Below are 13,810 nucleotides of genomic sequence, written 5' to 3'. Positions count from 1 at the left end.
GATGTATCAAAATTGTATCATTTCCAGGATTTTCTGCAGAAATGAAGGGATTAATCTGTTCCTTCACCGGAAGCCGGGATCGCTTTATATGCGTACAGTGCATCCTCCACATGCACCGGTTCTGTCTGATGGTTCCCCTCCCCTTTCGCAGATACAAAGATATATTCCCTTCCGTCCTTCTCTGCCAGACTGGCCAGGCAAAGCCCTGCCTCCTGGGTATACCCGGTCTTGCCGCCTTCGATTACTCCCCCCGGAAATGTCGGGTCCTCCAGACTCTGAGAGAGCGTACTGTAAAAAGTGATGCCCTCCGGATGCAGATTGGTTCCTCCCGTGGAGTATCTGGAGGAGGTAAAAATCTCCCGGAACGTATTGTTTTTTAGGGCATTGTCCAGAAGACAGGCAATATCCTCTGCCGTAGAATAATGGTTCTCATCCGGAAGCCCGGTGGTATTGGTAAAGTGTGTATGCTTCATCCCTAATTTTTCTGCTTTTTTATTCATCAATGCGGCAAATTCCTCCTCGGATCCGGCTATTTTTTCGGCCACCCCCACACAGCACTCCGCGCCGCTTGGAAGCATGGCTCCGTAGAGAAGATCTCTGGCTTTCACCTGTTCCCCCGGCTGGAAGCCCGCCATAGACGCCCCCTGGGCGTACAGCGGGTCGAAAAGCTCTGCCGGGAGGAGAATCTCCTCGTCCAAATCCGGGAGCTGTTCTATTGCTGTAAGCACTGTCATGATTTTGGTAAGAGAAGCCGGATAGATCTTCTCCCCGCCGCCTTTTTGAAACAATATCCGGCCGTCCTCTCTTCTGAGTAAGACTGCATTCGGACTTTTTACATCTATCTGTAATACTTCCCCTGGTGCGGCGCTGTCTAATCCGGTTTTCCCTGACACAAGCCCTTCCATCTGCCTGCTGGCCGGCAGAAGCAGAAGCAAAAGAACCAACAGCAGAAAAACTGCGGCCAGATTCCCCAGCCTCTTCATCCCTCTTCGTCTCTTTCTTCTTTTTCTCGTCATAACTACTTCCTCCTATCTATAACAATTAAAGCACAGACAAGGAATGCATTTGATCCTATTCTCTTAGTAAGCTCTTAAAAATTACTTAATTCTGCCCCTGATATCCTCCTCTCTTCTGCTAAGAAAAGCTTTCTTTAGAGATCTAACTATGTTATGATTTAAGAAATTGTTAGAAGGATAGAGAGGAAGCTATCATGGGAAAAAAGACACTGCCGGAAGTGGAAGCGCTGGCCGGAAAAATATTAAAAACCTATTTCTGCGACTCTGATCTGGAATTTATGATCTCCACTTTTGCGGATGATATCATATGGCTGGGTGGAGGGGAAAAGCAGAAAGCAGAAGGCAGGGATGCGGTAGAAGCCTGCTTTCGCATGGGAAAAGATGATATGATTGCCTGTGATATGTCTGATGAGGAATATCACTCTTTGGATCTGGGCGGAGGCTCCTATCTCTGCGAAGGCGTCAGCCGGCTGCGGAGCAAACCGGGGTGTGAGGCGTATTTAGATGTCTGGCAGCGGGTAACCTTTATCTTCCGGGAGAAAGGGGAAGCCTTAGAAACCGTACATATCCACAACTCAGTCCCTTATGCTGCCATTAAAGATGACGAATTATTTCCTGTTGAGGCCGGCCGGGAGGAATACCAGCGTCTGCAGCTGGCTCTGAACGCAAAAAGCCTGGAATACGAACAGCAGGCCCAGTTTCTGGAACATCTGTACAATACCATTCCCTGCGGGATTATACAGTTTGCCACCAAACCGGATCACGAAGTGATATCCGCTAATCCTATGGCCTGGAAAATTTATGGGTACTCCTCGGAAGAGGAATTCCGCCATAGGGCAAAAAGCCCTCTTCTGGAGGCGGAATCCGAGGACTATACACGTATCGCCTCTATAATAGAAGAGCTGACGCTGAACGGGGAGGCGGGAACCTACCGAAGGAGATGTTATAGGAAAAACGGGGAGGAAGCTTGGATCAATGCTGTTATGAGAAGGATTATTAACAGTGACGGTCTGGAGGTCATACAGGCGGTGATTACAGATATCACTGAGCAGGTATCCCTGGAGAAAGCTCAGGAGCAGGAACGGGTTTTGGAGAACCGGTTTCTTAGGGCTGCTATTCATACGGCCTATCCTCAAATAATGAGCCTTAATCTGACCAAGAATACATACAGCCGCTTTTCTTACAGCCAGAATGGCTATTCCACACCAAAAGAAGGTCTGTACACTGACATGATAAACAGCAGCCTTCCCGATATTTATGCTTCCTATCAGAGTGATTTTGCCGCTACCTTTTGCAGGGAAGAGCTTATAAGACGCTTCACTGCGGGAGAGCAGGAAGTATACATGGAGCTTCAGCAAAAAGATGCAGACGGCATCTACCACTGGATATCTGTCCATATGATCAAGGTAGAGAACCCCTTCAACGACGACATCCTTGCCATTGATTTGGTTAAGGTTCTGGATTCCCAGAGGAGGGAGAAGGCACGTCAGGAGCAGCTTCTCCGGGATGCTCTTGCCTCTGCCAAAGCCGCCAGTCATGCCAAATCTGACTTTCTGTCCCGCATGAGCCATGATATCCGCACACCTATGAATGCCATCATCGGTATGAGTACCATCGGGCAACTGAAGCTGGAGGATAAAAAAGTCGTTCAGGACTGTTTTAGAAGAATTGATGCCTCCTCCCAATATCTGCTCTCTCTGATCAACGATATACTGGACATGTCCAAAATTGAAACCGATAAGATGGAGATCGCCAGAGAACTTTTTAGCTTTAAGGCATTTCTGGATGAAGTGAACGGTCTCATATACTCCCAGACTGTCGAAAAGGGGATCTCTTATGAAATGCGGCACCAGGAGCCTTTGGATGCTCATTATATCGGTGATTCCCTGCGCATGAAGCAAATATTGATGAATCTTCTCTCAAATGCATTAAAGTTTACCCCCTCCGGAGGGAAAATCACCATAGATGTAGAAGAAGAAAGACGGACCAACGGGTTTGCCTATCTGCAGTTTACAGTCAGCGATACGGGAATCGGCATGTCAGAAGAGTTCATGAAACGGATGTTCCAGCCATTTGAACAGGAATCCCCTGGCAGCGCACGGAACAACGTGGGCAGCGGACTGGGCCTTTCTATCGTCTATAACCTGGCTCAGCTTATGGGAGGAGAAGTAAAGGCAGAGAGCACTAAGGCAGAGGGAAGTAAATTTACGGTTACGATCCCCTTCCAGCTGGTTTCTGATGACGCTGAAAAAGAGTGGAACCGGAAGCGTCAGAATCTCCTGAAAGGGTTTCACGTGTTAGTGGCAGACGACGACCCTTCCGTGGGAAAGCAGACTGCTTTCATTCTGGCGGATATCGGGGCCAAAACGGTCTGGGCCGCATCCGGCTTTGAGGCAATCGAAGAAGTGAGCAAAAGCCTGGAAGAGCACCGGGTGTTTGACATTGCTATGATCGACTGGAAAATGCCCGGCATGGACGGGATTGAGACTGCACGGCGTATTCGCCGCATGGTTGGCCCGGATACAATGATTATTATGATCACAGCATACAGCTGGATCGAAATCGAGCAGGAGGCCAGAGAGGCCGGGATAGATTATTTTCTTGCCAAGCCGCTGCTGCGCTCTTCCATCTTTGATACGCTTTCACAATTGGATAAAAAAGATATGGCCCCCAAAGAGGCCTCTGACTCCCCATTGGAGGGCCGGCGGATTCTTCTGGTTGAGGATAATGAGCTGAATCAGGAAATAGCCAAAACACTGCTGGAGCTTCATGGGGCCGCAGTAGACGTGGCCTCCAACGGAAAAGAAGCTGTGGACGCTTACCAGAGCCACCCCCCCGGTACCTATCAGGCAATCCTGATGGATATCCGAATGCCTGTTATGGACGGCCTTGAGGCCACAAAAGCAATCCGGACAATGAACCGCAGTGATTCCTCCACATTGCCTATTCTCGCCATGACAGCCAATGCCTTTGAGGAAGATAAAAAAGAAGCGTATGCCGCCTGTATGTCAGGCTATCTTATAAAACCGCTGGATATCACTACACTGCTCAGGGAACTGAACAGAGTACTGTAATCATAAAAGACACCTCAGGCACAGGAAATTGCATTCTCAGCCTGAGGTGTCTTTTCAATTTTAACTGCTCTTTGGTCTGTCCGTTAGTCCGCCTTTCTCATTCTCTCAGAGAGGGTCTCCTTCTGCAGCATCTGAACTCCGTACCGTGTCAAGCCTGCCTGCATAGCGCCTAGTACAGCTACAAACAGAAGAACCGGAATCCACGGGTACTGGTATTTGACACTCATTCCCATCTGATCCAGGGCGTCGACCAGCCCATATCCCAGCAATCCCCCAAAGGTCAGCGTACAGACAATGGTAGCTGCCACATAGATGAGACTTTCTCTGCCCAGCATCTTTCTCATCTGCTCCCTGGTCATCCCCACTGCCTGAAAGATTCCCAGCTCCCTCTTTCTGGTAAACAGATTCGTCAGTACGGTATTCATCAGGTTAATCACTCCAAACACTACCAGGAATCCGGCAAGAACAAAGAGAATAATCTTTGCCGGCAAAAACATCTGGTCCAGATATGCCATGTTTTCTGTCTTTGAATTGAGAAACAGGTTCTCCTCGGTGCCGTACAGCTTTTCCAGCGTTTCCCCTACTTCCCCGCTCTTGGCAGGGTCTGTCTCAATCTCAAACCCATAGGTGGTATCCATGCCGGCCCAGTCATCAAGGATTTCCGACGGCATCAGCAGCGTACTTCCCATAATGGTTATAGGCAGCTTTTTATTCTCCTTTCTGTGATCCATCATCCAGGATATATAGTGAAAAGTACCCACTACCGGGAAATCTTTTTCCAATCGTTCTCCCCTGCCGTTATAAGTGACAACATGAATCATATCCCCTCTTTTTACCGGAAACTCTTTAAAGTTCCTGTTGCTCTCGGTCTCAACAATCAATCCCGGCTGGCTCATAAGCTCCTCATATGTCTGAGGGCCGTCATAACCCATCTGCTTCACCCATTCAAATTCATCCTCACTGAACCCATTGATCCCCAAATTTGTCTCCTTCTGAAAAAGATCCGTACTTACATTCAGATATCGCCAGGGACGGGTCGCAGTTACGCCGTCGATCCCCTCCACTTCTTTTCTCGTCTCATTACCGATGATACCGCTGCTCTGCAGCGCTGCATACTGCTTCATTCTCCCTTCTTCACTGAGATCCTGATTGCCAAACCCGGATTCCGCAGAGAGCTGAAGCTGGTAATCCCCGTTGGGAAAAGAGGATTCTACAGAAGCGCCTGGATTGTAGGAAATCACAAAGCTGCTGATGGCCCCCAGCAGAACACCGGCAAGCACAAGAGAGCACAAGGTCAGAAGGGATTTCTTTTTGCTTCTCTTCAGATTCAGGACCGCCAGATTCCCTGGGGTCAGATAGGAATACCTTTTTTTGGATGAACCCTGGTTCTGGGAATAGCCTGTATAACTGATGGCCTCAACTGGTGCTGTTTTAGCTGCGATCTTTCCCGGCTTGCTCACAGATATACGCACGGCTGCAAGCCCTAACACGGCACACACAGCCATCCCACCAAGAGTGGTCTTCCAGTCCCAGCCGCCGGGTATCAGCACATATCCCATAACAGCTCCGATGATAAGTCCCAGAGGTATGCCCTTTGCAGCCAGTGCAGTCCCCTCCCGGGACACCAGGGCCCTGACCTGTTTTCTGGTCATACCCAGGGTCCTCATCTGTCCGTACTCTCTCACCTTTCCTGCCACAGCGATATAGAAAATATTATGGATTACCAGCCCTGCTGCCGCTAAGATAAGAATTGCCACAAGGGCCAAAGCCGCCACACTGTTCATCGTAAGTCTGGATATGCCTGCCTGATTAAAGAATGCCTCGCTGACTTTAATCTGTTCCTGGGTCAGCCCTGCCTTCTCACCCAGCGCTGCCGCAGTCTCCTCTGCCTGAGGGAATGTCATATTTACTGCCTGGTTCAGATTCACCGTGGCATCCAGAAGACTTTCTTCATCTCCGGTAAGAGCAATCGCGCAGGGCAGTGAGACATAGATCCTGTGGTTATTGCTGGTCTTAGATGGGGTATCCACAATTCCCGTAACCTTATATTCTCTTTCTGTGTTATCTCCCAGATCCAGGGAGACCGTATCACCTGGCCGGATTTTCAGGCCCAGCTGCGTCAGGTAGTCCCGGGGTACCATAATCTCCCCGTCCTTTTGGGGAAGCTCGCCAGTATAAGAGATTTCATTTTTTTCCATCATAATCTCATCCTGATAGGTTACGCCCAAACGGTTGCTGCCCACTTTACCGCTTCCCACACTCTTGGATAAGCCCAGCCATTTTATCTCAGGAAACCCTTTTAACTGTTCCGCCTGCTCCGGGGTGATGTCCATATAAGATACCTGGGGTGTCTCTTCCTGGGTCCTAAGCTGCTGCTTTGAATTTCCAAAAAGATATAATACAAAGGTGAGTACCAGGGCCACTCCCATGGCTATGGTAAGACAGGTGAATATATTTCTGGTTCTGCTGCCCGCAAGGCTTTTCTTTGCAATCTGTCTTATCACAGCCCCATTGTTGTTCTGATCCATCTTCATTACTGCCACCTGCTTTCTGCGATTTTTCCATCCTCGATACGGATAATGGTATCTGCAAGCTGCGCAATCTCTTCATTATGGGTAATCATAACAATGGTCTGCCCAAACCGCTCCCCGGTTGTTTTCAGAAGTCCGAGAACATCCTGACTGGTGCGGGTATCCAGATTTCCTGTAGGTTCATCCGCCAGTAGGATTGCAGGTTTGGCTGCCAGCGCCCTGGCGATTGCCACACGCTGCTGCTCCCCGCCTGACAGCTGATTGGGCATGCTTTTCAGCTTTTTCTCAATGCCCATAATTCCCACTACATCCATGACGAAATCCTTATCTACTTTACTTCCGTCCAGCTGAATAGGAAGCACAATATTTTCATAGGCGTTCAGTATAGGGACAAGATTATAAGCCTGAAACACAAACCCGATCTGCCGGCGGCGGAAAATCGTTAGCTCATCGTCGCTCATCTGGGATATCTCACGTTCTGCCACTTCAACACTTCCGCTGGTGGGCACATCAAGTCCCCCCATCATATGAAGGAGGGTGGATTTGCCGCTCCCCGAAGTTCCCACAATTGCAGTAAAGCTCCCTTTTTCTACTTCCAGATTCACCCCATCCAGGGCTTTCACCTGAGATTCCCCAGAACCATAATATTTTTTTAAGTTTTCAACCTTTAATATACTCATGATACCTTCCTCATTTCCTTCGTTTTTCTATAGTCTTATCCTATCACGCAATTGTTGCAAAACCCTCTCACAGAAAAAGAAAATGGTATCAATTCTGAAACATTCATCGTTGATCATTGGGTAGATACAGCGAGAATTCTGTACCCTCCCCCGGTTTTGAGCGGACGCTTACGTATCCTCCCTGGAGAGAAATAATCTTCCGGGCAAGATAAAGACCCACACCGATTCCCTTTGCCTCATGTACCTTGTTTTCCCGGTAAAACCGTTTAAAGATATCGTTCCTGTGCTCCGGATCTATCCCGATGCCCGTATCCCGGATACTGATCTTGGTGTAGATCTGCCACTGACACATGGAGATGGTTATGGTTCCTCCCTCCGGCGTATATTTGACAGCATTATCCAGCACATTAAAAACAGCCTCCTCGGTCCACTTGGGATCGTGCCACAGGCGTATTCCTTCCCTGCACTCTGCTTTAACAGTTAGATTTTTTTCCTGTGCCGACAGGGTTACTGCCGCCACTGCCCTGGCCAGGGTATGGTATAAATCCCCCTCTGACTTTTTCAGAACGATCAGATTGCTCTCCAGACGCGACATTTTAATCAGGGCCTGCACCAGAAATTCCAGTTTTCTTACTTGTTGGTGCAGAACCTCCAGGAACTTTACTTCCTCCTCTCTGGGCAGCTCACAGTCCCGTATGGTATCCGTGTACATCAGGATATTGGCAATGGGGGTTTTCAGCTGGTGAGAGATATCGGAGATAATCTGCTGCACTTCTGTCTTTTTCCCATTGCTTTCCTCTACGGTATGGCGGGTAATCTCAGCCAAGGTCTCCAGCTTTGCGGCTATTTTGGAAGAAATCCGTTCTTCCTCCCGGTTGATCTGCGGTTCTTTTCCCGCAATCAAATCATCCACGCAGCTGCAAATACGGCCCGTCAGTTCCAGATAGATTCTCCTGTGCATCCGATATCCAAGGAACACCATCACAGCCATGGCCAGCGCAAAACCCACACAGCTTACCTGTATCCTTTCCACGCTCCAGACTTTGGCTCTCAAAAAAACAGTACACAAAAAAGCTGCCATTATCAAAGCAAATACACTCCAGTAACAGACCGTCTCTCCTGATCGTTTCTTACTCATCTTCTCCCTCCGTCCACTGGTATCCCATACCGTATATAGTTTTTATGTATGAATTCTTCTCATCTGAAATCTTGGATCTGAGGCGGCTGATATTGATGGTCAGAGTGTGCTCATCCACAAAATTCCCTTCACTGTCCCATAGCTTATCCAGCAGCATTTCACGGGTAAGCACCTGCCCCGGATTTCTGCAGAAAGCCTGCAGAAGCTTGAACTCTGTGGGGGTGAGTGTGAGGGGCTTTCCCCCCTTTCTTACGGTCATAGAGGCAAAATCTACCTGAAGATTTTTGCAGCAGTAAACCATGTTTTTCTCTTCTTTCCTGCATCTGCGCAGGATTGCCTCCATCCTCTGCATCAATATCTTAATATTAAAAGGTTTCGTAATATAATCATCCGCACCTGCCTCAAATCCCCGGATCATATCCTCATCCATATCCTGAGCCGTCAGGAATATAATGGGGGTATTCGTTTTTTCTCTTATTTTACGGGCAAAAGAAATCCCATCCCCGTCAGGAAGATTTACATCCAGCAGAATCAGTGCAATGGTATCTTTCTTAAGTACTGCTTCTGCGGTCTTTAGATCGTATGCTGGCACGGGCTGCCTTCCCCCTTTCTCCAGGTGAAAGCACACACCTGCATTTAACATTTCATCATCTTCTATAATTAGTATTTTATCCATACAGCACCTCTCGCCTTCTGCTTACTTATACAGCCTGCACAGTGCGGCAGGCACACATAGTATATCATATTTTGAATCCCATTCCTATAATGGGGATTTCGGTTATTGGATGCTCCTGCCCTGCAATAGAGCAGCCGCGCTGTATCTCCTTCGAGTTACAGCGCGGCTGCCGGGTATCTCCTGTTCCATCACATTTTTACACTTCTGTCACTGTCAAAAATCCGGATGCTCTACCTTCAGCACCACAGAGCGAATCCGTTTCCCTTCCATCTTTTCTATGATAAACTTTACAGACTCCAAAGCAACACTCTCATTCTTCCCGTCTGGAATATATCCAAGAGTCTCAATGAGAAACCCGGACAAGGTGTCATAATTCTCTGTTTTCAAGTCCAGATGCAGCTGTTCATTGATCTCCTCAACCAGAACACCTCCGTCCAGGCGATAAGTGTCATCCTCTATTTTTTCTATATCCGGAGTTACCATATCATACTCATCATTGATATCTCCCATGATTTCTTCCACAAGATCTTCAATGGTGACAATGCCGGAAAATCCTCCGTATTCATCGATCAAGACTGCCATGTGATCCCTGTTCCTCTGCATTTCCCGGAACAGTTCGTCTGTGTTTTTACTGTCCGGAACAAAGAACGCAGGGTGGATCAGTGCTCTGATGTCCAGATCCGACCATGCCGTTTTGTGCATCTCTATCATGAAATCTTTCATATGTAGGATTCCTACAATATTATCAATACTTTCTTCATAGACAGGAATCCTGGAATGACGGCTCTCCAGTACCTCATCAATATATGCCTCAAATGGTTCGCTCAGATCGATAGCAAATACGTCCCTTCTGGGAATCATAACATCCCTGGCCAGTTTATCGTCAAAAGAAAAGACTGAATTAATCATATCCCTCTCTTCTTTATTGAAAACCCCTGCCTCGCTTCCCATTTCCAGCATGGCTTTGATCTCTTCCTCCGTTACTGCCTCCTCCAGATGATCGGTCTTCATCCCAGCCAGACGGAGCACGCCGTTGGTGGACAGCGACAATAATTTGATAAATGGGGACAGGATCCTGGAAATAATATAAATCGGCTTTACCGTCATCATACTGAACTCTTCTGCTTTCTGTAAAGCAATCCGTTTGGGAACCAGTTCTCCGAAGACAAGATTAAAATAAGACAACAGTATGGTAAATGCCACAACTGCAATGGTCCCGCTGTAAGGAATCCCAAACTGTTTCAGCCACTCACCAAGAAGCTGCGAGATGCCCGTAGCCGCGGAAGCACTGGAAAGAAAGCCAGCAAAGGTAATCGCCACCTGTATGGTAGACAGGAATTTGGTGGAATCTTCAAAAAGGGTCTGCACAAGCATTGCCTTTTTGCTGCCCTCCTCGGCCAATACCTTAATCTTATTCTTGTTTACAGAGACCACTGCCATCTCCGCTCCGGCAAAAAAGGCATTCACCAGTGTCAGAAATACAAGAAACAGCAGCTGAAACATAATAGAGTTCCCGTCAGGGTCTGCGTCCATAAAAAATACTCCTCCTAAAAATAATTTTTAGAAGGAGTATACCATAAAATTTAGGGGGAGTGGAGACATTTATAAAAGATTAACGAAAAATTTATATTCCCCGAACCCCTTTTTCTACTTCACCAGTTTCTGTATCTTTTTGCTTTTTTCTGTTCCTGCCCTGACGAGCAGCTCAAACAAGACGGATTCACAAGTGGTTAATACTGCGCCTTCCGCCTCAGCCCGCCTGAGGGCTATGGCTTTATCCTCCGGCTTTCTGGAGGATATACAGTCTGTCACAAGAACGGGAACATACCCATTGGCCGTAAGGTCCAAAAGCGTCTGAAGGACACAGATATGTGCCTCAATACCGCAGAGTATGACATATTTTTTCCCCTGAATATAGGGAAGGACTGCTTCATACGCACTGAAGCTTATCTTTTCCGTATACTGTTCTGTGCCGGCTGCCTCTGTGATCTCCCCTACTGTCGTTCCCAATCCTTTGGTATACTGCTGGGTTATAAAAAGAGGGATGTCCAGCACTCTCAGCCCCCTCAGCAAAATGTCTGACGCCGCTGTCAGCTTCTCTCTCTTTGCCATCACAGGCATTAACCTCTCCTGATAGTCTATCACAATGGCAACTGTTTCGTCTGCTGTTATCTTCACACTAATTTCTCCTTTCCTTCTCATAGTTTCAGCATACCTGATATTCCCCCCTCTGTCCAGCATTTCCCAAGTATCGCCCTGGTTGATTTAGACAGCCTGAAGTCAACTTCTGCTCCCTTGTTCCCGGGAGTCCCGGGCTTTACAATAGAAGCACAAACTAGTAAAGAAGGTGACCTCAATGCAAAGACAAAGAACAGAAAAAGATATTCTGGTAATCCGGAATTTTTCCAAATCCTACCAGAAGGGGAAGAAAGCGGTAAGCGATCTGAGCCTTTCGGTTCAGGCAGGAGATATCTATGGATTCATCGGGCATAACGGGGCAGGAAAGACAACTACCATCCGGGCCGTAGCAGGCATTCTGGAATTCCGTGAGGGAGAGATATTGATCTGCGGCCATTCCATTCAGAAAGAACCCATTCTCTGCAAATCAGAGATCGCGTACATTCCCGATAACCCGGATCTCTACGAATATCTCACAGGGATTCAGTATCTTACTTATATCGGCGACATTTTTCAGGTGTCTGCCGCACAGAAGGAAGCACGTATCCGCAAATACTCTGATCTTCTGGGGCTGACGGATCATCTGGGCGACTTAATTTCCTCCTACTCTCACGGGATGAAGCAAAAGCTGGCCATTATATCTGCCCTAATCCACGACCCACGCCTCCTGATACTGGATGAACCCTTTGTAGGCCTGGATCCTCAGGCTTCCTACCACCTGAAAAACATCATGAAAGAGCTGTGTGACAAGGGAAGCGCAATCTTTTTCTCCACACACGTTCTGGAGGTGGCTGAGAAGCTATGCAATAAGATAGCCATAATAAAAAACGGCAGTCTCATTGCCAGCGGCGCAACCGAAGAGATTCGTGGCAGCAGCAGCCTGGAAGAAGTATTTCTGGAGGTGGCAAAAGATGAATAGCTATAAGGTTTTGCTCAAGGTTCAGCTTCTCTCCTCCTTTGGATTCAACCGTTTCCTCCATTCCACGGACAAAAAAGACAGGAGAAACTGTATCCTGATGGGAGCTGTCTACGGCGTCCTGTTTTTGATGGGTACCTTCTACAGTATTGCCATAGCTTATGGCTGCCAACAGATGGGGATGACAGATCTTCTTCCCTCCCTTACGCTGATGGTCAGTGCTGTCCTCACTATAATCGTTACTTTTATGAAGACAAACGGGATACTGTTTGGAATGAAGGACTATGACATGGTAATGTCACTTCCTGTCCCCGTTCCCGCCCTGCTCTTATCCAGGCTTACTGCCGTGTACTTTATGAATCTTGCGGCTTCCGCCATTGCCATGCTGCCTTCCGTGATTGTATACGGACTGGAGCATCAGAGCAGTCCCGGGGGCTGGTTTATCATGATAGTATCTGTCTTTCTGGCTCCGCTCCTGCCCATGGTTCTGTCTGCCGTGGCAAGCACTCTGATACTGTCTGCTGCACTCCGGTTTAAATACAGAAATCTGGCAACGATCCTTTTAAGTGTAGGGGCAGTGCTGCTGGTGGTGGGCGCTTCCTTCCGTATGCAGAATATGAACGCAGAGGATTTTGCCGCCATCGGACAGGCAGCCGCACAGCAGGTGAATGCCGTATATCCCCCGGCCGCCCTTCTCTCAGGGGCTCTGAATCACGGCAGCATTTTGTATTTCCTGTATTTTGTCCTTTTATCCCTGGGAAGTACCGGACTGTTTTTGCTGCTTTTGTCCCTGAGCTTTGCCAAATTAAACACAGCCCTCTTTTCTCATCACACCAGAGGGGCCTACAAAATGCAGCGGCTGGGCACAGCGTCGCCTCTGGCTGCTATATATAAAAAAGAGCTCCGCCGCCTTATGTCCTCCTCCATCTACCTGCTGAATACTTCGGTGGGTGAGATTTTGCTTCTTGTCTTAAGTGTCTTATTTCTCTTTACAGACCAGGGACAGCTGCAAGATCTGCTGGGAGGATACGGAATTATCCTGGAATTCTCCCGGTCTATTCCCTTTGTCATCTCTCTCTTTATGATTATGAGCTGCACAACCTGTGCATCTATCTCTCTGGAGGGAAAGGCCCGCTGGTGCCTTTTTACGGCCCCCGTGGCGCCCGGTACCATCTTTCTGGCGAAAATAGGAGTAAATCTGACACTTATGCTGCCAGCAGCAGGGATCGCCGGCATCCTCTTTGTGATACACTTCCGGCCGGATCCCCTCACCGGAATTTTCTTTTTCCTGACGCCTGCTGCCTACGCCTTCTTTACCGCAGTCCTTGGTCTTGCCCTGGATCTGAAGTATCCCCGGTATGACTGGGCTACGGAGTATCACGCGGTGAAGCAGGGACTCCCAGTCCTTGCAACCATAGGAGCCGGAATGCTCATGGTTCTGCCGCCCCTTGCCGTTACCTTCCTGCTTTCCTCATGGGCCCTGCCTGTAACGGTCTGCTTTACGCTTCTTGCAGGGGGAGGCGCCTGGTATTTATACAGGAGAATCTCTTGTTTCTTTTCTTCAAATCTATTACAATAAAAGCGTGTTCCTTTAGAATGGA

The 13,810-nt window shown here is 48.2% G+C and carries 10 protein-coding genes; 3 read left to right on the top strand and 7 right to left on the bottom strand.

Annotated features, from left to right (window positions below; translation table 11 throughout):
• Positions 1 to 50: 50 nt before the first annotated feature.
• Positions 51 to 1,016, bottom strand: a complete 966-nt coding sequence (locus tag GKG41_RS05910) for a D-alanyl-D-alanine carboxypeptidase (RefSeq protein ID WP_154257622.1) — start codon at positions 1,014 to 1,016, stop codon at positions 51 to 53.
• A gap of 194 nt (positions 1,017 to 1,210) precedes the next feature.
• Between GKG41_RS05910 and GKG41_RS05905 the strand changes: the two genes are divergently transcribed.
• A complete protein-coding gene (locus tag GKG41_RS05905; protein WP_154257621.1) occupies positions 1,211 to 4,090 on the top strand; it encodes a response regulator in 2,880 nt (959 codons plus the stop codon).
• 83 nt (positions 4,091 to 4,173) lie between these two features.
• Here GKG41_RS05905 and GKG41_RS05900 read toward each other — a convergent pair whose 3' ends face one another.
• From GKG41_RS05900 to GKG41_RS05875, 6 genes are all read right to left on the bottom strand, one after another.
• Positions 4,174 to 6,624, bottom strand: a complete 2,451-nt coding sequence (locus GKG41_RS05900) for an ABC transporter permease (RefSeq protein WP_154257620.1) — start codon at positions 6,622 to 6,624, stop codon at positions 4,174 to 4,176.
• The gene (locus GKG41_RS05895; RefSeq protein ID WP_154257619.1) at positions 6,624 to 7,301 is read right to left on the bottom strand and encodes an ABC transporter ATP-binding protein; all 678 of its coding nucleotides are present in this window, start codon (positions 7,299 to 7,301) and stop codon (positions 6,624 to 6,626) included. The genes GKG41_RS05900 and GKG41_RS05895 overlap by 1 nt, the downstream gene beginning before the upstream one ends.
• Before the next feature lie 103 nt (positions 7,302 to 7,404).
• Positions 7,405 to 8,439, bottom strand: coding sequence for a HAMP domain-containing sensor histidine kinase (locus tag GKG41_RS05890; protein WP_154257618.1), 1,035 nt, complete (start codon positions 8,437 to 8,439; stop codon positions 7,405 to 7,407).
• Positions 8,432 to 9,115 carry a response regulator transcription factor gene (locus GKG41_RS05885; protein ID WP_154257617.1) on the bottom strand — a complete coding sequence of 228 codons (684 nt, stop codon included), beginning with the start codon at positions 9,113 to 9,115 and terminating at the stop codon, positions 8,432 to 8,434. The genes GKG41_RS05890 and GKG41_RS05885 overlap by 8 nt, the downstream gene beginning before the upstream one ends.
• A 213-nt stretch (positions 9,116 to 9,328) precedes the next feature.
• The gene (locus GKG41_RS05880; RefSeq protein ID WP_154257616.1) at positions 9,329 to 10,648 is read right to left on the bottom strand and encodes a hemolysin family protein; all 1,320 of its coding nucleotides are present in this window, start codon (positions 10,646 to 10,648) and stop codon (positions 9,329 to 9,331) included.
• 114 nt (positions 10,649 to 10,762) lie between these two features.
• Entirely contained in the window at positions 10,763 to 11,293 is a 531-nt protein-coding gene (locus GKG41_RS05875; protein ID WP_226902605.1) for an isochorismatase family protein, read from the bottom strand.
• A 205-nt stretch (positions 11,294 to 11,498) separates the two neighbouring features.
• On the opposite strand from GKG41_RS05875, the gene GKG41_RS05870 reads away from it, so the two are divergent.
• Positions 11,499 to 12,212: an ABC transporter ATP-binding protein gene (locus GKG41_RS05870; protein ID WP_226902828.1), complete on the top strand. Its 714-nt coding sequence runs from the start codon at positions 11,499 to 11,501 to the stop codon at positions 12,210 to 12,212.
• Positions 12,205 to 13,788: a hypothetical protein gene (locus GKG41_RS05865; RefSeq protein ID WP_154257613.1), complete on the top strand. Its 1,584-nt coding sequence runs from the start codon at positions 12,205 to 12,207 to the stop codon at positions 13,786 to 13,788. The genes GKG41_RS05870 and GKG41_RS05865 overlap by 8 nt, the downstream gene beginning before the upstream one ends.
• Positions 13,789 to 13,810: the final 22 nt, after the last annotated feature.

The sequence above is a fragment of the Lactonifactor sp. BIOML-A5 genome (genome assembly GCF_009677585.1).
GTDB lineage: Bacteria > Bacillota > Clostridia > Lachnospirales > Lachnospiraceae > Lactonifactor.
This window is presented reverse-complemented; position numbering and strand designations above follow the sequence as displayed.

Coding starts and splice junctions, on each gene's coding strand:
- GKG41_RS05910 (WP_154257622.1), bottom strand. CDS start 1,016: ATGACGAGAAAAAGAAGAAAGAGACGAAGAGGGATGAAGAGGCTGGGG.
- GKG41_RS05905 (WP_154257621.1), top strand. CDS start 1,211: ATGGGAAAAAAGACACTGCCGGAAGTGGAAGCGCTGGCCGGAAAAATA.
- GKG41_RS05900 (WP_154257620.1), bottom strand. CDS start 6,624: ATGAAGATGGATCAGAACAACAATGGGGCTGTGATAAGACAGATTGCA.
- GKG41_RS05895 (WP_154257619.1), bottom strand. CDS start 7,301: ATGAGTATATTAAAGGTTGAAAACTTAAAAAAATATTATGGTTCTGGG.
- GKG41_RS05890 (WP_154257618.1), bottom strand. CDS start 8,439: ATGAGTAAGAAACGATCAGGAGAGACGGTCTGTTACTGGAGTGTATTT.
- GKG41_RS05885 (WP_154257617.1), bottom strand. CDS start 9,115: ATGGATAAAATACTAATTATAGAAGATGATGAAATGTTAAATGCAGGT.
- GKG41_RS05880 (WP_154257616.1), bottom strand. CDS start 10,648: ATGGACGCAGACCCTGACGGGAACTCTATTATGTTTCAGCTGCTGTTT.
- GKG41_RS05865 (WP_154257613.1), top strand. CDS start 12,205: ATGAATAGCTATAAGGTTTTGCTCAAGGTTCAGCTTCTCTCCTCCTTT.